Annotated in this window: 15 protein-coding genes and 1 pseudogene; 3 read left to right on the plus strand and 13 right to left on the minus strand. The window is 51.3% G+C overall.

Translation table 11 applies throughout. The annotated features are described in order from the left end of the window. Positions 1-27: 27 nt before the first annotated feature. From R70331_RS18945 to R70331_RS32535, 3 genes and pseudogenes are all read right to left on the minus strand, one after another. Positions 28-5,451 carry a diguanylate cyclase gene (locus R70331_RS18945; RefSeq protein WP_042177938.1) on the minus strand — a complete coding sequence of 1,808 codons (5,424 nt, stop codon included), beginning with the start codon at positions 5,449-5,451 and terminating at the stop codon, positions 28-30. Positions 5,452-5,464: 13 nt separating this feature from the next. Next, a complete protein-coding gene (locus R70331_RS18950) occupies positions 5,465-6,631 on the minus strand; it encodes a hypothetical protein (protein ID WP_052419120.1) in 1,167 nt (388 codons plus the stop codon). A 99-nt stretch (positions 6,632-6,730) separates the two neighbouring features. Then, a pseudogene (locus tag R70331_RS32535) lies at positions 6,731-6,856 on the minus strand (GNAT family N-acetyltransferase); the annotation flags it as partial. A gap of 148 nt (positions 6,857-7,004) precedes the next feature. Here R70331_RS32535 and R70331_RS18955 point away from each other — a divergent pair. Further along, positions 7,005-7,901: a hypothetical protein gene (locus tag R70331_RS18955; RefSeq protein ID WP_042177940.1), complete on the plus strand. Its 897-nt coding sequence runs from the start codon at positions 7,005-7,007 to the stop codon at positions 7,899-7,901. Positions 7,902-7,912: 11 nt separating this feature from the next. Here the strand turns inward: R70331_RS18955 and R70331_RS18960 are convergent, their stop codons facing one another. Both R70331_RS18960 and R70331_RS18965 read right to left on the minus strand, forming a co-directional pair. Next, a complete protein-coding gene (locus R70331_RS18960) occupies positions 7,913-8,722 on the minus strand; it encodes a hypothetical protein (protein WP_042177943.1) in 810 nt (269 codons plus the stop codon). Positions 8,723-8,726: 4 nt separating this feature from the next. Next, positions 8,727-9,758, minus strand: coding sequence for a phosphotransferase enzyme family protein (locus R70331_RS18965; RefSeq protein ID WP_231576315.1), 1,032 nt, complete (start codon positions 9,756-9,758; stop codon positions 8,727-8,729). Positions 9,759-9,868: 110 nt separating this feature from the next. On the opposite strand from R70331_RS18965, the gene R70331_RS18970 reads away from it, so the two are divergent. Next, positions 9,869-10,300, plus strand: a complete 432-nt coding sequence (locus R70331_RS18970; RefSeq protein ID WP_042177945.1) for a VOC family protein — start codon at positions 9,869-9,871, stop codon at positions 10,298-10,300. Positions 10,301-10,486: 186 nt separating this feature from the next. After that, positions 10,487-10,891, plus strand: a complete 405-nt coding sequence (locus R70331_RS18975) for a CBS domain-containing protein (protein WP_042177948.1) — start codon at positions 10,487-10,489, stop codon at positions 10,889-10,891. 89 nt (positions 10,892-10,980) lie between these two features. Here the strand turns inward: R70331_RS18975 and R70331_RS18980 are convergent, their stop codons facing one another. The 8 genes from R70331_RS18980 to R70331_RS19015 form a co-directional block, all read right to left on the minus strand. Continuing rightward, the gene (locus R70331_RS18980; protein ID WP_197071350.1) at positions 10,981-11,259 is read right to left on the minus strand and encodes an STAS domain-containing protein; all 279 of its coding nucleotides are present in this window, start codon (positions 11,257-11,259) and stop codon (positions 10,981-10,983) included. 1 nt (position 11,260) lies between these two features. Further along, positions 11,261-13,270: a methyl-accepting chemotaxis protein gene (locus R70331_RS18985; protein WP_042177950.1), complete on the minus strand. Its 2,010-nt coding sequence runs from the start codon at positions 13,268-13,270 to the stop codon at positions 11,261-11,263. Positions 13,271-13,318: 48 nt separating this feature from the next. After that, a complete protein-coding gene (locus R70331_RS18990) occupies positions 13,319-13,711 on the minus strand; it encodes an ATP-binding protein (protein ID WP_042177952.1) in 393 nt (130 codons plus the stop codon). Between the two features lie 16 nt (positions 13,712-13,727). Further along, on the minus strand, positions 13,728-15,158 hold the full coding sequence (locus R70331_RS18995) for a SpoIIE family protein phosphatase (protein ID WP_042177955.1): 1,431 nt from the start codon (positions 15,156-15,158) through the stop codon (positions 13,728-13,730). Positions 15,159-15,328: 170 nt separating this feature from the next. After that, positions 15,329-16,075, minus strand: a complete 747-nt coding sequence (gene map, locus R70331_RS19000; protein WP_042177957.1) for a type I methionyl aminopeptidase — start codon at positions 16,073-16,075, stop codon at positions 15,329-15,331. Between the two features lie 176 nt (positions 16,076-16,251). Further along, on the minus strand, positions 16,252-17,976 hold the full coding sequence (cysI, locus tag R70331_RS19005; protein WP_042177959.1) for an assimilatory sulfite reductase (NADPH) hemoprotein subunit: 1,725 nt from the start codon (positions 17,974-17,976) through the stop codon (positions 16,252-16,254). Positions 17,977-18,011: 35 nt separating this feature from the next. Next, positions 18,012-19,865 carry an assimilatory sulfite reductase (NADPH) flavoprotein subunit gene (locus tag R70331_RS19010; protein WP_042182897.1) on the minus strand — a complete coding sequence of 618 codons (1,854 nt, stop codon included), beginning with the start codon at positions 19,863-19,865 and terminating at the stop codon, positions 18,012-18,014. 225 nt (positions 19,866-20,090) lie between these two features. Further along, the gene (locus tag R70331_RS19015) at positions 20,091-21,584 is read right to left on the minus strand and encodes an MDR family MFS transporter (RefSeq protein ID WP_231576316.1); all 1,494 of its coding nucleotides are present in this window, start codon (positions 21,582-21,584) and stop codon (positions 20,091-20,093) included. Between the last annotated feature and the right edge of the window lie 9 nt (positions 21,585-21,593).

A 21,593-nucleotide genomic window follows, 5' to 3' on the forward strand; every position in this document is an offset into this window, starting at 1 on the left:
ACAAAAGCACCGGAGGGCTTAAATCCTTTACTGGAACAGGGTTACACGGTTTCTGCCCTCAGCCTTGGATTGATACAGCGCATCATCACCAAGCTTATAAATGTCCTCTTCCCCGGCACTGCCTCCCCGGACACACGCAACGCCGATTGATACGGTAACAATGCCGAACTGCGGACTCATTGTATGCGGTATCCGCAGGTCTGCAATGCTCCGGCGGATAGTCTCGGCATATTCCCGGGACTGCACAGGTGTGAAGCCTGTAACGACAATACCGAACTCTTCTCCTCCCAGCCGGATGGCGAAGCCGTCGGCCCGTTCCGCCAGCTCGTGAAGCATGTTGCCTACTTTGCGCAGCACGTTATCACCTTCATAATGTCCGTAAGTATCGTTGTATTTCTTAAAATAGTCGATGTCCAGCATCAGGTAACCCAGATATTTTTGCGCGGCTGCAGCACTTTCAACTTCCTCCCTAAAGACTTTGTTGAAATATCTGCGGTTATACAGGCCGGTCAGCTCGTCCGTATTCGAAATCTGCTCAATCATCCCGATATACCGGTTGAGCTCCTCGTTGTTCAGCTCAAGCTCTTTGGTCCGCTCAGCAACCAGCTCCTCCAGGTGCTCCTTATGCCGCAGCAGCTCTTCCTCCGCCTGCTTACGCTGGGTAATATCTTTTACCGTCCCCTGGATAGCCAGATTGTTCATATAATTGATAAGCGTAACCTTGTGTATAACGATAACCTCATGGATCTGGTCCTTATGCAGGAGCCGGGTCTCATACTCAAAGGGAACCGACTTGCCTTCCACCCTCCGGCTGTAATAATGCATGACCTTCTCACGCTCCTCCGGACTGAGGAAGCTGTCAAACGGCTGCTCCAGCATTTCCTCTACCTCATAACCAAGCATTCCGGCCAGCGCTTCATTGACATATTTGCATATGAAGTTCTGCGTAATAAAAATGCCGTCCTGCATGTTGTTGACCAGCTCACGGTATTTTTCCTCTGAACGCTCCAGCTCTGAGTACAGGCTGGCATTCTCCAGGGAGAACACCATTTCCCGCGACAGCAGATTAATAATCTTCATCCGTTCCTTGGTAAACACACCGGTTACGAGATTGTTCTCCAGATAGATGACGGCAACGGTCTTGTTCTGGTTAATCAGCGGCATACAGACCATCGATTTAGGGCGGTGCCCCACGATATACGGATCATTAACGAACTGGGTCTCTGAAAAAGCATCATTATAGATCAGCGTCTCGCCGCTCTCCTCAACCTGCCGCAGGATGGAGTCGGGCAGATGATCGAAGGTGCTGCGGCTCTGGACGCCGACGGAGATTCTATCCTCTTCCGCCAGATACTCCCCCTCCACCAGCAGCCCTGAGCCGCCGGTCATTCGGATGCAGCCGCGTTGCGCCCCGGCATTCTTGATGACGATCTGCATCAGCGCCTCCAGCAGGTTGTCCAGCTCAATTTCCTTAGATATGGCCTGGGAGGCCATAATCATAGAGTCAAGGTCAATGCTTTCGGTATAATCCGATACAGTCCGCCCATGCAGAAATTCCTTGGTATTGATTTTGCGGATGATATCGGGATACTTGCTTTTGAGGAACTGAATTTTGGCCTTGGCGCCCCATATGGAATAATAATATACGGATTGTCTAAGCAGATAGGCGGCAAACTCATTAAACTGCTTAGCGTAATAAAATTTAGCTGCGAGCTCGTTCGAAAGCGCCTTATACCGGACGAACGTACCTTGTTCACTGGCCTCTATCGCCAGATCGTAGTACCGCCCTGCTTCATCATCTCGTCCTGATATCCGGGCCCACTCCGCCTTCATCAGCATTTCATGCTGCCTGAAGGTGCCGGGGGCATGCTTTGCCCATTTGCGGACCCTGCCCAGCTCTTTTTTCATTCTTCTTCTGGCCTTGCTCCGTGCTAATCCGCGCAGGCCGGAATAGCTGTAAGCCAGATTCAGGAAGGTGTACAGTGAGAACTCCTCCATAAAAGCCGAACCGGCAAGCGCCCCGATAATAGGATAAGCCTTGTCGATATACCCTAGTGCTTCTTCGTAGCTTTCATAGGTGAACAAGAGCTTCATTTTGTAGATATAATAAATCGCAATGCCGGAATTGTATTTGGCCAGCTCCAAGTCCCGCAGCATGCCTACTTCCTCAAATGAGTCGTCGCTGAACGAGCGGTTATCCCCCATCTCCCCCAGCAGATTGCGGTAATACTGCCGGACCAGCTGCGCTGTTGCCAGTGATTCCTTATATTTGGTGCTCTCAATCATGGCGATCATCCGGTTGCTTTCCTGCAGATTTGTAGCCAGATCCATCTCCGGATTCCATAGGTTGACATAGAAGCAGGAATGGGCCAGATATAGCAAATCTCCAGTACGCAAGCTGGCTTCGATTGAGGTTGTGAACCAATCCTGCAGGGTATCCCAAGGCTCCGTCCAGGTGTGGCTGAAAAGAGTATACAGGACATGTGCAGCCCCCCGCCACTGCAGGTCATTAAATTTGTCATTGATTCTGATGCCCAGCCGGCCGAACTCGAATGCGCCCTTCACATCGCCGAACCCGGACAGCAGCATGGAATAACCGATAAAGGCCAGTGCTGATTCAGGCGAATTGCCGTATTTCAGCGTCAGGCCGACCTTCTTAAGGACAGCCAGGCCAAACAGTGAAGTCTCTCCGGAGATGAAAGCCGGCGGGATAAAATTAATCAGCAGCCTCATAATCAGCAGCATTTCCGGGTCCTTCATCTCTTCGGAGGCAAAGATATCATCGGCGGTCCTGCCCCGGAGCGCAGCCTTGATCTTGACCAGCTCCTTCAGCACAGAAGCCATTCCCACGCGCTGCGGAATCTGGATACCCATCTCCTGCAGCCCCTGTCTTCCGGCAGCAATCGCTTCCTTCATCATCCCGAGATACATATAATGGTCTGCCTGCAGCTCGTAAATCCCGGCACGGTCCATTCTTCCGGCTGTATGCTCCAGCAGAGCAGCGCATGCGGCATCGGCTTCTTCAATATGATGGGTAAGATAACCGCACTGGGCCAGCAGCCGGTATATCTCCGCTGCCGGAAGCTCTGCATCCTCCCAGGCATTATCCGGCAGCTGCGGAAGTACAGATTCCAGCAGCGCATAGGCCGAATCGTAACCGAAGGCTGCTTTTGCTTTGCGTGCTGCCCGCAGGTTAAGCCGGATTACCTCATTGATTTCCGCCCTGCCGCCGATGAACTCCAGCCCTTTGTTCATATGGGCGGCAATATCGACAACCCGTTCTTCCACTTCCTCAGCAGAGAGATTATCCAGCAGTATTTTACCAATTCTAAGATGAAGCTGCCTGCTGTCCCTTTCATCTAACATCTGATAGAAAGCCTGCTGTATACGGTCGTGGGCAAAACGGAATGAAATGCCCAGTTCCTGCTCAGGTCCAGCATCCGTCTCGTCCAAATAACCGGAAAACATCGTATAGCTGGCATCTGACGGGATAATCAGCTCCTCATCAACCGCAGTTGCAATAGCCCGGGCTATACGGCTCCGCGGCTCTCCGCTGATCAGCTTCAGCAGACTGAAGTCGAACCTGCTGCCTGCTGCCGCGCATAACATCAGCATACTGCGGGCTTCCTGCGGCAGATTAATCAGCTTCATCATCAGAAACTCAACAATGTTCTCATTTACAGGCAAACTTAATATCTGTTCCAGCTGCCAGCTCCAATTGCCCTGCAGCTCATCGAAGGTTAAATATCCGCTGCGGTATAATTCCTTCAGCAGTTCGCTGACAAAAAAGGAGTTCCCCTTCGTCCGCTTATAGATTACTTCCGCAAGCATGTCTACCCGCTCACGCGGGCTGTAAAGCGTATCCGAAATCAGCATATTTACATCAAGCACAGTCAGGGGCTCCAGTCTAATGACGCCTACCTGCCGGCTCTTTTCTACCTTTGCAACAGAAGTAAACAGAAGCTGGCCTTCATGGACTTCATTTCCTCTGTATGAGCAGACTATGAACAGCCTGCGCAGCTGATGATCCATAAGCAGCCGTTCGACAAGCTGCAGGCTGGAGTAATCAGCCCACTGCAGGTCGTCCAGGAACAGCACCAGCGGGCGTTCATTCAGAGTGATGCCTTCAATGAATTTGGCAAAGGTAAGGAAGAACCGGTTCGTCTCCTCAGCAGGATTAAGCGGCTCTATCTCAGGCTGTACACCTATCCAGTCAGCAAGCTCCGGTATCAGGCCTGCGATCAGACTGCCGTTCCCGTCCAGCCCAGAGACCAGGGCTTGTGCTATCATCTGCTTATAGCCGGCATCAGGGTTATCCAGCAGCTGGCTGACCAGCCGGCGGAAGGCCTGGATAATAGCGCTGAAAGGAATGTTACGGTTGTACTGGTCAAACTTCCCTTCGGCGAACCAGCCCTTCTCCTCACTGATTGACTTATGCAGCTCATGGACCAGCGCTGTTTTACCGACGCCAGCCTCACCGGTAACCAGCATCAGCTGCGGCTGGCCGCTGACACTTTGCCGGAAGGCCTCTGTAAGCCTGGCCAGCTCCGCTTCACGGCCGTATATTTTTTCGGGAATCCGGAACACATTATGCCGGTCGTCCTCTCCGATTACAAAGCCTGATTCTCCGGCCAGCACTTTTTTCAGATCCGCCTTAATTCCGTAAGCGCTGCGGTATCTCTCCTCCGAAGATTTCTCCATCAGCTTCATTATGATATCGGAAAGCTCACGGGACACTCTGCCGCCGGTCAGCTGATACGGAGGAACGGCCTCCTTGGCGATAATGGAATAGATCTGTTCCAGCATCTCCTGTGTGATATAAGGCCTGCTTCCGGTCATAAGCTCATAGAGCACCACACCCAGCGAGTAGTAATCACTACGGTAATCTATATTGCGGTTCATCCGCCCGGTCTGTTCAGGAGAAATATACTGGATGCTGCCCTCCAGCACGCCGCTGTTCTGGAATTCCCGTTTTTCCTTCGGCAGCTTCACAGCCAGATCAAAATCGATCAGCTGCACCACATCCCGCTCCCTGTTCCAGATAATATTGGAGGGCTTAATGTCCTTATGAATGACGTTATGCTCATGTACCGCACCGAGAATATCTACGATTCTAATCGCCAGCCTGAGCAGCGTTGCCGTATCCGGAGCATCAGTCTCCATAATTTCTTTGAGAGAACGTCCATGGATATCCTCCAGCACCATAACGTAAAAGCCGTTTGTTTCCTCAAGCTTAAGGGGTTTGATTACACCACCCAGCTGTGCGCTGAGCTCCTTCAGCAGCCTGTACTCCTGCTTGAACCTCATCACTGCTTCCGGGTTGGTAAATTCAGCCTTCAGTACTTTTAAAATAACCGTATCACCGGATAAAGGATCTCTGCATCTGTAAACCGATTTCGCATACTGATCTGAAATGGTCTCGAGAATCTGATAGTTGTCCAACGCAATCATGCCCACTCCACCTTTAGCGATTCTTCCCGTTCAACTCAAAATCGGCATCAAATTTAAATACATAGGCTGCGATAAGCCACACAATCCAGCAATTCACGCCAAAGAAAAGATACCCGTAATAACCCAGAATCGGCATCTCGGAGAAAATATGAATCTTATCCAGATACGGGACCGAATACTTCCAGTAATTCGGATTAGTAGGGATGGAATCGTGGAACCATTCACTGCCGAAATTCCAGAACTCCCAGAAGAACCCGTTGCATAAGGTAGCCAGCGCAATCAGAATAATCCGTGACCAGTCACCGTTCTTGACCGGGGTGAACGGAGTCCAGTAGCCGCAGAGAGCCATGGCAGCCGAAAGCATGGGCACAAGAGCGACCCACAGCACCCAGAACAGAAGATAAGGATAATAACCCATACCGAAGGCCAAAAAAAACCCGATTACAAAATAAATGATTAACAGTGCTTTAGATACGTTAAGTTTTGGCCCGTTGCTGTAACGCTCCTTAAGTCCTTTAAAGGTTCCCAGCAGCAGATACCATTCAACGATTGCCGGAAGCACAGTTGTATAGGAAAGCGAAAACCAGAAGACGTTACCGAAGTTAGAGAAGATATCCTCGTTGGGGTAATACCAGTTCTCTATTACAAAAAAATTCAGATATTCAAACGCGAACCAGCTGAAGCAGGATACAACTGCCAACAGCTGCATTAGATGAGGCTTGCGTGAGATGATTGAATTGCCGCCCGTCCGTTTATAGACTATCCCGTCCAAAATCAGGATGAAGGACCACCAGAGCGGGACAAAGGTATAATTCTCTGCCGGCTCAAACAGATCCAGCCGCGCCCACATCAGAAACCAGCTGACCGCAAGCACTGGGAGACTCCACCAGAACCACACAGGAAAAGCAGTCTTACCTGCCGGGCGCCGGGAAATCTGCGGAGAAACCTTGAATCCGAACAAACGGGGAAAAGCAAGCACCAGTGTAATCAGCAATGCAACGATGCAGGCAAGCGAGAAATAGAGCAGGCTGAATCCGGGATCTGCTTCAACTTTCTGCGCAGGAAAATCTCCATAACCGGGTGGAAGGCCCTTCCACTTAGCCAGACTGCCAAGCAGCGGCAGTAAAAAAATCAAAATAAATGTAACAATTAAAAAAATCGTCTTTTGGCCTTTTTTCACGACAATACCCCTCTGATTATGTAGTCTAAAAGTCGAATTTTGTTGATTGCTATCTATTCGCTGCCCCCCCAGATTATTCCTTCTTATTTCCCCCGGGACCTAGAACGAAAGTTGCATTTTTACAGACCTGATTCCATGTACTTCTTCTTCTCCGGCAAGCGGGAGGAAGCCCTGGGACTTATAGAAGCCGACGGAGTTCGGTGATGAATTCACAGTAAGCTGCTCTGCCTTATACTGGGTATGATTCCAGAGTTAATTTTACCCAATACAAACCGAAAAGACACTAGTTATTTCTAGTGTCTTTTCGGGGCAGGAACACGGGGCGGTTTTGCCGAATTCCTTCCATAATATTTCTTTTTCAGGAGGCTTTTTCTTGAGACAATTCATGATCGGACAGTATGGCGGATTTGATAAAGAGAAATACCGGAAGGATTTCCGCAGCGGGTTCTATGGCATTGAAGCTTGTATGTTTACCTCCGAAGAAGATACGTCACTGCTTGTAGACGCGGCCAAAAGCAGAGGCTTTGCGATTGGTGTGCATTTTCCCTTTCGGAAAGACAGCACGAAGCTGAGGGACCCTCTTGTCCTTTCCGCTGACGATGAGGTGCGTGCTGACGCTTTCGGACATATCGCCGGGGAACTGGACTATCTTTCTTCAATCAAGCCAGAATATGTACTGTTCCATTACCCCAAGCCGGTTATTCTCGATGAACGGGTTGACTGGAGCAGCTGGAGATTCGGGGACCGCCGGGAATATATCCATGAGCAAGACACTTCGTCCGGTGAATTGATTACCCGCACTGAGCAGCTGTTTCAATGGCTAGATGTACAGGGACGTAAATATCAGTTCATACCGGTGCTGGAGTTCGATGCCATCAGCCGGCTTATTTATGAGCATGATTTCCTTGAGCAGCTATTGCTCAAATATCCAAGCATCAGGCTATGCCTGGATACGGCGAGGCTGTTTCTGCAGGACAAGCTGGACCGCCGCTTTGACGCCCGCAAAGTCCTTAAGACTTATACAAAGTATGCCTATCTTATTCACCTGTCAAATGTACAGATACTGGACAGTGTACAGAACAGCCACTACCCTGTGCTCCCTGAGCTACATGAGGCCGGGGGCTGGGCACCGATTGAAGCTTATCTGCAGATTATCCGGAAAGAGAATCCTCAGGTCAGAATTATGTTCGAGCACCGCTCCGACCTCATTACGGGGGAACAGCTGGACCGCTGTTATGCCTGGGTGGATGCAATAATTAATGGTGCTTAATCCCGTGCTTGTTACGGAAGCATCCGTACAACCAGACCTTCAAGCATGCGCAGCTTCCATTCTTCTTCGGAGGCGAACTCAGGCTTATGCTGTTCGCTGCTCTCCAGCCCGTACCTACGGAGGCAGTACGCCATCTGGATACAGGCCATCACTGCGTCTCTGGCATGAAGACTCGCTTGACCGCGGGCATCCACTGCTGCTGCCTCCGCTTCCGGGCTGATGCTAATCTCAAACCCGCTGTCCACCTGCGTTCTGAAGCTGAACGGGATGCCCTGGAGAGCATCCGGGGCGCTGCTTTTGAGCTTCAATGCTTTCCAGCCGTGTCCGGGATAGATTTCATATAACCGGGATACGCCTTCCCGGTAAGGCTGAAAAGGATAAACCGCCGCATCCCCTTGCAGATTATGCAGCAGCCGGAGCGCCCCGTAGACCATGGCGTGCATTGCTATCGGTGTCGAGGATACCGGACTTTTGCCGTCCACGGCAATGTCTGTCACGCGGAGATCCCGGCTGCTTTTACCGCTGTGAATCTGGCCGAACCGCTGCTTGAACTGGTCCCTGGTGTCACTGTAAGCCCCTTCTATGAACGTATCCCAGGATGAGGCATACTGCTGCTCCAGATAATATTCAGGTATCGAAAAAGGAAAATCCACCCCCCACGGCGCTCTGCTTGTCCTGATATAATAGTACAGATCCAATCTGTCCTCACAGCTGAAAACCTGTTCAACCGTAAAACGGTTACCGGTCAGCCGGCCCGAGGCAATGAAGATCTTGCCTTCCGGGTTTTTGGCGCCGCTGAAATCGCAGCCGTAGATGTTCATGCTCTCACTCTCCTCTTTTGCCGGCCAGAACATGCTCATTAACTAATCGTTGTAACCGGTCATAATCCAGCTGTACAGCAGGAATGTTATGCTCTATCCGCATGCGGTACAGATTAAAAATCCGGATCTGTTCTTCGTTAAGCTCGTCCTTATTAAGATAAAGATGCATCAGGTTATACACGAACAGCTCCTTCAGCCGGAAGAGCAACGGCCAATAGCTTAGCATCTCTGATGACAGTGTATGCTCCTCCAGATATCCGGCAAGCAGATTCTCTGCGAGTCTCTGGCCGTAATCCCTGATGTTTCCCTGCCCGGCAAATGAGTATTCCAGGGCAGAGTAGAGCGGAACTACCAGGTCATACAGGTAATAATGGCGCTCGCAATCCTGAAAATCAATGATCGTCAGCGAATCCCCCTCAACCAGCACATTTTCCAGCCAGATATCCCCGTGTATTATACCGTATTGCTCTCTATTCCGGGGAATGGAACGGACTTCTTGAAGCACCTGCTGTGCTGCTGCCCGGATTACAGTTTCCTCTTGCGGGATGGACCGCAGGAACTGATACTCCTTATTTTCTATCCAATCCTTAATCTGCTCTGCACGGCCTTGCTCCTGTTCATATCGCGCTCCTTCCCTATGCAGCCTGCCAATTACACCTCCAAGCCGCTTAAACACTTCTCCGTCCCATTCCTTAAGGGGCAGGTGGCTTCCCGGTGCAGCAGCGAACACAACAATATGGACGTCAGCGGCCGAATCCCAGCTTTCTACCAGCTTTCCGTCAAGAGAAGGAATTACCGGTGCAACAAAGGCCCCTGCATTCCGCAAATATCCGAGCAGCTTCACTTCCTCTTCTTGTACTTCATACGGCATATAATGACTGACTCTCGCAAAATAAACCTTGTCTCCCGCCTGGCAACGGTACATTTCCCCGGTTACAGCCGTGGCAGATTGCAGCACCAACGGGTATTTGACATTAAGTACCTGCAGTACGGATTGCTCCTTTTCATTCACTGACAGCTCCCCCTTCATATTCATGTTACACCTCTCATCATATTAGCTGCAAAAGTATATTTTTCTTTGGACAAGGCCATGCTACAATGTGGAAAAAAAGTCCCTGCCTTATGAACTTACGAGGAGTGAAGCCAGTGTCAGTTGATGTGTATATAAATTTCAATGGAAACTGCCGTGAGGCTGTAGAATTTTATGCCAAGATATTCGGTAACAGCGACCCGCAGATTATGACCTTTGGCGAAGCCCCGCCGAATCCGGACTACCCGCTCCCTGAAGCAGCCAAGGCTCTGGTTATGCATGCCCGCCTGGATGTTGACGGCAGCAATGTGATGTTCTCCGATGTATTTCCCGGCATGCCCTTTACTGCAGGCAATAATATCAGTCTGGCGCTGGTGACACGCAACGAGGAGGATGTGAAATCCTGGTTCCATCAGCTGAAGGAAGGCGGAAGCGTGACTATGGAGCTGCAGGAGACCTTCTGGTCTAAATGCTACGGGAGCCTGAAGGATAAATTCGGCATTGAATGGCAGGTCAGCCTTGAAAGCAATGAAACCGCAGGCAAATAAGCCTGCTTAATTCAACCCGAATTCAAAGGATATGTCAGGTCTGGCAGGGGTGGGCACACTGTCCGGAGCGGCATATCTTTTTTTATTACCCTGGACTGCTGTATATTTATTAATGCGCTTTCAATAGAATCTGTGGTTTAATAAACATACAACTCTGCACTCATTCCACTGTAAAGGAGATTAGCCATGGAAATCTCAGCATTTCTGCTGCCCAAGGATCAGGTCGCTTTTATCACCTCCTCCATGTCAATGCTCGAAGCTATCGAACAGCTGGAGCAGCATTATTATTCAGCCATTCCGATTATTGATCATGAAGGAAAGTACGCTGGAACGCTGGCCGAAGGAGATCTGCTATGGAAGCTCAAGAATACAGCAGGGCTCGGCTTCGCTAACATGCATGAGGTTAAGGTTAGCGATATTCAGCTGCATGTGCATAATGAGAGTGTTTACATTAAGGCTCAGATGGAGGATATGCTGACGCTTGCTGCAGACCAGAACTTCGTTCCTGTTGTTGACGGCACCGGCGTTTTTCTCGGTATTATCCGCCGCAAGGACATTATTGAATATTACACCCGGAATATAACAGACTAATCTATAATGGAACAGGGCAGCCCTGCAGACCGGCTTAACGGCGATCTGCGGGGCTGCCCCTCTTTTTATACAAATTGATTAGCTTACTGCTACACTATCTCGAACACATTTGTCAGCCGGGTCAGTTCAAAGATCTTCAGCACATTCGGGTGAAGGGAACGTAAGCGGATCGTACCGCCGTTCTCAACGCATTTTTTGTACAAGCTGACAATTACGCCAAGACCGGTACTGTCGATAAAGGTGCATATCCTGAAGTCCAGCAGAAAGCTGTTCTCGCCGCTGTTAATGTAATCCCTGAGTGTTTCACGGAAAGCACCCGCTTCATCCACAGAGAATATCGCCGGCATATCTATCGTAATCTCCTTCAAGCTACTCACCCCTTATAATAAATTTTTCTACCAGGAATTCCAGCTCATTAGCCATAGCACTGATCTCCTCGGCTGTGGATACGAAATTATTGACAGTAGCTGCCTGTTCCTCTGTTGCACTGGACACGCTCTCTGTGTTTTGGACCGACATTTCGGAAATCGTCCCCATGGAATCAATCAGCCTGATGATCTGGTCAGAGGTAGCTACCTCATCTCTTGTAATCTCAAGAATTTCCTGCACACTTACCGTTATCTGCTCAACCGATTCAATGATATGAATAAAGGCTTCGTCTGTCTCCTTGACGATCTGCACACCGCTGTCCACTGCTTCGGAAGCCCCGCTCATCGCTTCAACAGCCTGGCTGATTCTGCCTAGCATATCGGAGACCAGCCCGCTGATCTCTTCCGCCTGACGATGGGTTTCATCTGACAGCTTTCTGACCTCACCTGCCACCACATTGAAGCCGCGCCCGTGCTCTCCCGCCCGTGCAGCCTCAATCGCCGCATTCAGCGCAAGCAGGTTCGTCTGTCCGGCAATGGCATTAATGGTACCAATAATTGTCGATACCTTATCCGATAGTTCGCTAACGGCAAGCAGCTGTTCCCCGGTGTCTCTGGTACTGCTACTGATTGTATCCATAGCCTCAACCGTATTATTGACACGCGTTCTGCCAGCCTGTGCGGCATCATTCGTATCACTGGCATTCTTTGATGTTGCTGAAGCCTTGCTCTGGGCAAGCTGCACCAGACTGGAGAGCTGTACCAGCACTTGTGAGGCATTAACAACGGAATGGTTATTGTTCTCTGCACCCGAAGCAATCTCCTGGGTACTGGAACTGATCTCTTCAATTGAAGCACTAATCTCCTCAGAGGAAGCTGCCATTTCTTCAGACATTGAGGTCAGCGCCTCTGAGCCGTGCCTTACCTTCTTAATAATGGCTTCCTGTTTGTCGATCATGGCATTAAAGGATTCACTGAGCGCCTGCAGCTCGTCCCTTGTATGTATAGCGGTATGTACGGTCAGATCGCCGTTCCCTGCCCGCGACATAGCTGCCTGCAGCTTCTTGACCGGGTTAATGATGTAGCGGGTGGTGAAGAAATAACCCAGGAGCAGGGCGATCACGATGAACGAAACAACAACCAGGAGCGTTGTGGTGCGGATCTCGGCTGCCGGCTTCATGTACTCGCTGTAATTGGCAGTTGTAGCCACAACCCAGTTACCCGCCGGCTCGAATGATACAAATTTATAGACGCCTTCATATGTATAAAAACCGTGCGAGGTCTCCCCGTTCTTCATCTGCTGAACAAGCGCGTTCAGCTCCTTATTACTGTTACCGTCGAGATTCTCCTTAAGCACCTTATCTGCATCGGGATGATAGATTATGAGCCCGGTCCGGTCAATCATATAGCCGTAACCGCTCTCTCCGACATGCGTCTCAGCAACCGGCGCGGTAATCGTATTGAACAGCACTGTTCCGATTAGAACACCTGTAATGCTGCCGTTCTGGCGCAGCGGCCGGGCCACAGCCACGATATTCTGATTGCTGTCCTTGGATATAAGTACTTCACTGACTGCCTTTTCGCCTGCCAGCGCCTGACGGAAATATTCACGGTCCTGTACATTCAGCTCCGGTGCCTGTGAACTGCTGGTTATCAGAACCTTGCCGTTCACATCGGCAATGATCAGCGATTCCATCAGCAGCGCATTATCCTGCTGAATGCCTGATATATAGGAGAACGCTGACTCTTTCGCATTCTGTACTGACGGATTACCGGCAAAGGCAGCCAGCGAATCATTGCGGCTGGCGACATCCAGGAAGTTGCCTGCAGCTGTAAGCTCGGTCCCGACTGCCTTGGCGGCTGAGCTTGTCGTTCCTTTCAGCTCCTCTTCAATCGTTGTCTGCAGGGCTGTTGAGGCCAGATTGTAGGAGACTACGCCGGAGATCGTCAGCGGGATGCTGATAATCAGGAACAATAGGATACTCATTTTTACCTTGATACTTAACTTCACTACATTCTCCCCTTTTAATCTCAGCACACCTTATACACAGCGGCTGCTTCAGTGAGTGCATATGGACTTGTTAATAAATATCGTATTATGGATCATCTCTGCACTGTCCGAGAAGCAGCGGATCAGGTATAGTCCCCTTCCGCCGTCCTCCAGCAGTTGCTCATCCCCGATCTGATCCGGTATGACCAGTTCACGCGCTCCGGCGCCGGAATCCTGCACCTGCAGATTGAGCAATTCTCCGTTCAGCAGATAACGGATGGTGATCGGCTTGGTACAATCGCTGAGATTCCCGTGATAGTAGGCGTTAGTTACAGCCTCCATCAGAATCAGGCGGATATCAAACGCATATTGCTCCAGATCGAGCTCCTGAATAATGCCTTCGATAATACTCTGGTGGTTTCCCAGACCGCAGAACATCACTTCTTTGTGTAAAGTTTCCATAGTTCACTTCCTTGGCTCAAGTAATATGCAGGCTCAGCCAGGTACAGTCATCCTGCAGTACTGAACCTGTCATTTTGCTTTGAAGATATCCCTGGTCCCGGCAAAGCTCATCTGCATCAAACAGCAGTTCCATGCCGTCACTGTAAAAACAGAAACGGTCGCCTGTCTGAAAACACACCGTTTTCTGCTCAAATTCACTGCTGTCGAACATTCCCAGCGGAGTGCCCTTTACAGTGATCTTCCTCCCGTCCCCCCCGGACGGCACATACATAAATTCGTTGATCCCGGCACCAGCCGCCTTGAGCACGCCTTTGCCAAAATCAAGCTGAAAGCAGCAGCCGGCAATATAATCCTCACCCATGTGCTCTATTGCTTTACGGTTTAAATCCTGCAGTATACGGTCCGGGTCCTGGCCGCTCTGTAAACTGTCCATAAACATAACACGCAGGGCCGAAATGCTGAGTGCCGCGGAAATTCCTTTACCCGCTACATCGCCGATGATACCGAGTACCTCTGATTCATTGATCCGGTGAAAAATAAAAAAGTCCCCGCTAAGCGTATTCGCCGGTATATAGAGCTTGTCCAGAACCGCTCTGCCTTCCAGCGGAAAACTGACAGCGTGCCGCTGCTCCTGAAGCCGGATCGCACGATCAAGCTCCTTTTTCTTCTGTGTAATATCACGGCACACCAGCTGCAGCGCCGAGGTATCATTGTAGCTGATCGGCACGCCGGAAATATCCAGATCATAGATCCGCCGGTCGCTGCGCCGGATATAACGCTGTTCAATCCGGAAGCTGTCCTTTATGCCCGTCATTGCCTTAAGCTTGTTGTATTCTGAGCTGCTGAGCGGCTCCTCGATGAAGAAATCATCGATACTTTTGCCGAGCAGCTCCGCCTTAGGTATGCCGAACAGCTTCTCTGTCCGCTGATTGGCGAACAGAATGGTCCCTCCGCTGTATACCAGTATCACCTCAGGGCACAGCTCAACCAGATCCCTGTACCTCTCCTCGCTCTCCCGCAGCCGCTTCTCCGAAATCATCCTTTCACTGATATCATGAATGACTGTATACACGCAGTTACGGCCAAGAATATTCATGGTCCCGGTATGAATCTCCACATCGGTCAGTCTTCCTGAGGCCAGCCTGTGCCTGGCAAGGAATACCTGATTCCCCCTGTATCTCCCTCCAGGCAGAGCACTGCCTAAAAAGGTTCCGGCTCCGGCTTCCTGCTCTGCACTTAAATCCGAAATCTGCATCTTACGGAAATCACGCAGCCGGTAACCATAATACTGGCAGGCCGCCCGGTTCGCATCCACAATACTGCCGTCCGCCGGGTCAATCATCAGGGTAATCAGATGGTTGTTCTCGTAAATACAGCCGTAATGATCCATACACTGTTCTGCACTGGGCGCTGCCAGCTGATTCTTGCAATTCTTGTCTGTTGCCATGAAGTGATCCTCTATTCCATTCGGCATTAAATTCATATTATTATATACATTCCCGCGTCAGGTTGCCGTGAATTTCGACACATTTAGCCAAATAAGGAGAAATTCCCGAAAAAATAAACCTGGCCGGTATCATGCAAGCATGATACCGGCCAGGTTTATTTAAGTTGATTTTACAGCTGGGTTAGAATAACTGTTCCTTCCGGCGTAATTGCCAGCGTATGCTCATATTGAGCAGACAGCCCGCCGTCAATGGTCCGAGCTGTCCAACCGTCCGCGTCGATCTTAGTCCGGTAGCTTCCGGTATTCAGCATCGGCTCGATCGTGAACACCATACCTTCCTTCAGCCGGGGGCCCTTTCCGGCAGGACCGTAGGAAGGAACATCCGGCTTCTCATGCATCTCCGAGCCGATACCATGACCGATAAAATCACGTACCACCGAGAATCCGTTAGATTCGGCGTACGACTGGATCGCATGGGCAACATCGCCGATACGGTTACCGGCAACCGCCTGCTCGATACCTTTGAACAGGGAATCTTTGGTTACATCGAGCAGCTTCTGCGCCTGCTCGCTGATATTACCTACGCCGTAAGACCAGGCGGAGTCAGCCAGCCAGCCATTCAGGTTAACCACCATATCAACCGTTACAATATCCCCGTCCTTAAGCGGCTCCTTCTTGGGGAAGCCGTGGCAGATGACATCATTTACCGAAGCGCAGGTTGCATATGGATATCCGTGGTAGCCTTTTTGCTCAGGAGTAGCACCCTGGGACAGGATAAACTTTTCAGCAAATTCGTCAATCTCCCAGGTTGTGATACCCGGCTGTATCATTCCGGCAATCTGCCGGTGGCACTCAGCCAGTATTTTGCCGGCTGCCCGCATTTTTCCGATTTCTTCCATCGTTTTCATTATAATCATCTGATTCGCCTCTTCTGTACAGAACACATTACTCACTATAATGGCTCTTATAAATATTTTTGTTGCTTCTATATATTATGTAAGAAAACCGCCGAAAAACCAAATTTAATCTGGCTTAGCAAAAAAACAAACCCGTCCTCCGCTTGGGAGAACAGGTCCGCTCACCTGACTAACGTTTAGCTATGGAAGTTAAGGCCCGAGGTTACGGCAGAGACATAGCCGCTGCGGATGACAAAATCTCCGAAATGCTCGCCGCTTACCCGTTCGCTGGCATAGCGGTAAATCATCGGCTCCAGTGTCTCAACAATTTCCTGCTCGCCGATATTTTCCTTGTACAGCTTATTCAGCCGGTCACCGCTGAAGCCTGCTCCCAGATACATGTTATATTTACCCGGTGATTTACCGATAAAGGAAATCTCGCCGAGTGCCGGGCGGGCACAGCCGTTCGGGCAGCCGGTCATCCGGATGACAATCTCTTCATCTCTAAGGCCAGCCTTATCAATAATCGGCTCCAGCTTATCCAGCAGATGCGGAAGATAGCGCTCAGCCTCTGCCATGGCCAGACCGCAGGTCGGCAGAGCCACACAAGACATGGCGCTGCGCCGCAGCGCTGTATGATGCGCGCCGTCGGTCAGACCGTACTGCTTGGCTAGATCAGCGATTTTGCGTTTCTTTGCACTGCTTACTCCGCCGATAATCAGATTCTGATTCGGGGTAAGCCGGAAATCACCGGTGTGGATTTTGGCAATCTCACGCAGTCCGGTCATCAGCTGATACCCTTCCTCATCCTGAATGCGTCCGCTCTGGATATAGAGAGTCAGGTTCCATTTACCGTCATAACCTTTAACCCAGCCGTACCGGTCACCGTTGTGGTCAAAATGGTATTCCCGTGCAGCTTCAAGCTCCCAGCCCAGCCGCTCCTGCAGCTCACCTTTGAACCACTCCAGCCCGTGGCGGTCAATCGTATATTTGAACCGGGCGTTTTTGCGCACCGATCGGTTGCCGTAGTCCCGCTGGATGGTCACCGTCTTCTCGGCGAGATCAACCATCTGATCCGGCCGGACGAAGCCGATTACCCGGCCAAGCTGCGGATACGTGTTGGTGTCGCCGTGCGTCATCCCCATTCCGCCGCCCACAGCTACATTGAAGCCAATCAGCTTGCCGTCTTCAAGAATGGCGATGAAGCCCAGGTCCTGGGAGAAAACATCGACGTCATTGGAAGGCGGTACCGCCAGACCGATCTTGAATTTGCGGGGCAGATACACCGGACCGTAGATCGGCTCGACCTCAACATCCGCCTTGCTGTCAACCACCTTCTCCCCGTCCAGCCAAATTTCGTGATATGCCGGAGTACGGGGAGCAAGATGATCGCTGAGTTTGCGGGCCCAGTCATAGACCTCGGAATGAACCTCAGACTGGTAAGGGTTCGGGCTGCTCATGACGTTGCGGTTAACGTCACCACAGGCCGCCAATGTGGTCATCAGTGTGTCATTAATGGTCTTGATTGTTTTTTTGAGATTCCATTTAAGTACACCATGCATTTGAAAAGCCTGTCTGGTCGTCAAACGCAGAGTACCGTTGCCGTATTTGTGAGCCAGCTCATCCATTACGAGCCATTGCGCCGCTGAGGCTACACCTCCAGGAGCAACTACGCGAAGCATGAACTGAAAGGCAGGCTCCAGCTTGGAGCGTTCACGCTCATTGCGCAGATCGCGGTCATCCTGCATGTAGCTGCCGTGGAATTTGAGCAGCCGGTTGTCGTCCTCAGGCAGTCCGCCAGTTACAGGATTGCGCAGCGTCGCTTCGAGGGCGCCGCGCAGATAATTACTCTCAAGCTTAATATGTTCAACATCACTTGGCGGTCCGCCGATTGGCTTCACCGCTGATTCATTATTCGCCACTATAAATCTTCTCCTTCCGGTGCCATCCGCTGTCCTTAATATACATCGCGCTGATAACGCTGTTCCTGCTGCAGATTCTCCAGATAAGCTGCTGCGGCCTCGGGGCTCAGGCCGGCCTCCTCTTGAATAACGGTTACGAGTGCAGCATGCACATCATGCGCCATATGCTTCTCGTCACCGCATACATAGACGTGGGCACCTTCCTGCAGCCAGGCATACAGCTCTTTGCTGTGCTCAAGGATACGGTGCTGCACATACACTTTCTCCTCTGTATCCCGGGAGAAGGCTACGTCCAGCTTGTTCAGCACACCTTCATTCAGCATCCGCTGCCAGTCTGTCTGATAGAGGAAGTCGGTTACGAAGTGCCGGTCCCCGTAGAACAGCCAGGTCTTGCCGCCTGCACCCTGCTCGCCGCGTTCCTCAAGGAAGGAACGGAACGGGGCGACTCCCGTGCCCGGGCCGACCATAATGAGCGGAACATCCGGATTAACCGGCAGCTTAAAGTTCGGATTGCTCTGAATATATACCGGCAAGGTATCTCCCGGCTGTACCCGTTCGGCACAATGCACTGAGCATACACCGTAACGCTCACGTCCATGCGTTTCATAGCGCACAGCACGGACTGTAAAATGAACCTCTTCCGGATTGGCGTTATAGCTGCTGGAAATGGAATAAAGTCTGGCCGGCAGCTTGCGCAGAATCGTTACAAAGCTGACTGCAGATGCATTCCAAGGCCCGAAATCATTAATCAGATCCAGCAGATCGCGGCCCTGAATGTATGATTTCAGCTCCTGCTGGGCTTCCGGAGCCAGCAATGCCTGCAGGCCAGGTGCAGCAGACAGCTTCACCGCCTGCTCAAGCAGCGGTTTGGTCAGCACCGTAATCTCGTAATGGCGCAGCAGCGCTTCATGCAGAGTACCTGCATCACCTTTCTTATTCAAAGGCACTGTTTCATCTGCATTCCAGCCCATTGCTGCGATAATATCCGCTACCAGCTGCGGATGGTTCTCCGGATAGACGCCCAGAGAATCACCTGGCTCAAAGGTCAGGCCGGACCCGGCAAGAGACAGCTCCAGATGCCGTGTCTCCCTGTCCGAGCCGCGGCCGTTCAGGTTCAGATTCTCCAGCACTTCGGCCTGGAAAGGCTGATTACGGGAAAATGGAGACTGCGGCTCATCCGCCTTCTCAGCAGCCTGGACGGCCGCGTCAGCAAGCTGCGGCGCATTCTGCGGTCCGTTCAGCGCTTCGAGCACCTTGCCGAACCAGTCTGCCACCGGCTCATCATAATCGAGATCACAATCCGTGCGCGGGCTCAGGCGGCGGCCGCCGAGCTCTTCAAGACGCTGGTCAAAGTCTTTACCGGTCTGGCAGAAGAATTCATAGGAGGTATCCCCCAGCCCAAGAACTGAATAACGAAGGGATTCAAGCTGCGGCGCTCTTTTGCTGTAGAGAAATTCATGAAAGGCCCGGGCGTTGTCCGGCGGTTCCCCTTCACCGTGGGTGCTGACCAGAATCAGCAGGTTCTCCACCTTCTTGAGCGTATTCGGCTTAAAGGCATTCATTGCCGACACGTTTACCTGAAAGCCCTGCTCTTCAAGCTTGCGGGACAGGCTTGCAGCCAGCCGCTGGCAGTTGCCGGTCTGGGAGCCGAATAATACCGTCACTTCACGGGATAATGGAGGGGCGGCAACAGATACTGCGCTTTGGGCTGCCTGCACCAGTGCCGGCTGTTCAACAGCTTCAGGTGCTGCTCCGGCTCCCCGCAGGGACATTGCGGACAAATATCCGCCTAACCAGATTTGCTGCGACTCCGTCAAGGTCGGCAGCAGCCGGTTCAGCAGTTGGACCTGGTTCTCATCAAACGGGCTGTTCGTAACTTGTAGTTGCACCAATATGGACCTCTCCTTAGCAAAAAATCTTCTACTCTTCTAACATCTTGAACTCAGGCTATCACAATTATCAGAAACGATCAACGAGTCTGATCATGACTCATTTTTGTCATTTTTGACATTTAATCCAATAAAATGACGAAAAGCGGCTTAAATCAGAGTAAAACACTCCGATTTGGGCCGCTTCATTATTATTAATGATAAGATGCATTAGATAATCTGATATTAGAATTTTGCAGCCGGCCTTTTTTTAAGGCTTCCAGGCTCTTCCGCAGGTAATCCAACCGGGACAGTTTCCTTTTTACGCCGATGGACAAGCAGCATCAGAGGGAACCCTGTCAGCACCAGCAGCGCTGCAACCAGGAATACATCATTCACTCCCATTGTGAAGGAATGCAGATGCAGCTCAGCGCCTGCGAGCCCGCCTGCCCCGCTCAATTCATGGGCATGTATTACCTCCCTGCTGGAGAGCAGCGAGGTAAACACAGCAATCGCCAGCGAGCTGAGCACATTGCGCACCCAGTTATTGATCGAGGTTGCATGCCCGGACCATTCCGCGGGGATTTCCTCCATGGAGGCAGTGCTGCTTGGTACGTTTGCCAGCCCGATTCCAAGATTCCTCACCATCATTGCCCATAAGATGAAGTTATGGGCGATACCTACGTGGAGCCTGCTCATCAGAAGCAGGCCGGCAAAGATACAGGCAATGCCGGCAGAGATCAGCCTGACCGGCCCAAAACGCGGATAGAGCTTGCCGACTACCGGGCTGAGTAGTGCAAGCAGCACAGAAGACGGAAGCAGAATCAGGCCGGTCTTGAGCGTAGTCGCCCCTTCCACCGTCTGAAGGAACAGCGGGGTCAGATAGGTTCCGGCATACATCGCTACCGTAACGATACTATAGATGCTTAGCATCGCCGTAAAACGGCGGTTCTTCAATACACGAAGGTTAAGCAGCGGCACCTCTGTCTTCAGCTCGCGAAGAACAAAAAGAATGAGCAACACAACTCCGAGTGCGATCATGGATAGTGTCTTCCAGGAGGTCCATCCCCAGCTGCCGCCCTGGCTGAACGCTCCCAGCAGAGACAGGCTGCCGAGCACTACCGTGAGCAGTCCCGGAACATCAAAGGACTTCGGAACATTCATCCGGTAATACGGGATCAGCAGCTGTGTCAGAACAACAGCGGCTGCTCCTACCGGCAGATTAATCAGGAACAGCCAGTGCCAGCTGGCGAACTGGAGCAGCCAGCCGCTGAAGGTGGGACCGACAGCCGGAGCAACCATAGCCGACAGCGACCAGAGGCTTACAGCAAAGGGCCGCCGCTCCTGCGGTATAACCTGAAAGATGATAGTCATCGTACATGCCATAATCAGCCCGCTGCAGGAGCCCTGCAGCATGCGGAATACAATGAGCATTGCAGGATTCCAGGAGACAGCACAGAGCAGCGAAAACAAAGTAAACCCTGCTAACGCAAATGTATATAGCCGTTTATAACTGAATCGGCCGCCCAGGTAGCCGGCCAGCGGCGCTGTAACACCGGTGGCCAGCATAAAGCCGGTAACCATCCACTGCATGGTGTGAAGGCCGGAACCGAATTGATCCATCAGAATCGGCACAGCTATATTAATGGTTGTGGTACTTAGTACGGAGAGAAAATTCCCGAAGAAAATAGCGGTCATTACCGGCCAGAAAGGAATCTTCCCTTTTTCTGCAAATTCCAAGAACAACCC

This window comes from Paenibacillus sp. FSL R7-0331 (genome assembly GCF_000758645.1).
In the GTDB taxonomy this organism is placed as follows: Bacteria; Bacillota; Bacilli; order Paenibacillales; family Paenibacillaceae; genus Paenibacillus_AQ; species Paenibacillus_AQ camerounensis.

Bases quoted from the DNA above. Each gene is read 5' to 3' on its own strand.
- map (WP_042177957.1), bottom strand. From the start codon at position 16,075: ATGATTATAATGAAAACGATGGAAGAAATCGGAAAAATGCGGGCAGCC.
- R70331_RS18975 (WP_042177948.1), top strand. From the start codon at position 10,487: ATGGAAATCTCAGCATTTCTGCTGCCCAAGGATCAGGTCGCTTTTATC.
- R70331_RS18995 (WP_042177955.1), bottom strand. From the start codon at position 15,158: ATGGCAACAGACAAGAATTGCAAGAATCAGCTGGCAGCGCCCAGTGCA.
- R70331_RS18990 (WP_042177952.1), bottom strand. From the start codon at position 13,711: ATGGAAACTTTACACAAAGAAGTGATGTTCTGCGGTCTGGGAAACCAC.
- R70331_RS18965 (WP_231576315.1), bottom strand. From the start codon at position 9,758: ATGAATATGAAGGGGGAGCTGTCAGTGAATGAAAAGGAGCAATCCGTA.
- R70331_RS18960 (WP_042177943.1), bottom strand. From the start codon at position 8,722: ATGAACATCTACGGCTGCGATTTCAGCGGCGCCAAAAACCCGGAAGGC.
- R70331_RS18945 (WP_042177938.1), bottom strand. From the start codon at position 5,451: ATGATTGCGTTGGACAACTATCAGATTCTCGAGACCATTTCAGATCAG.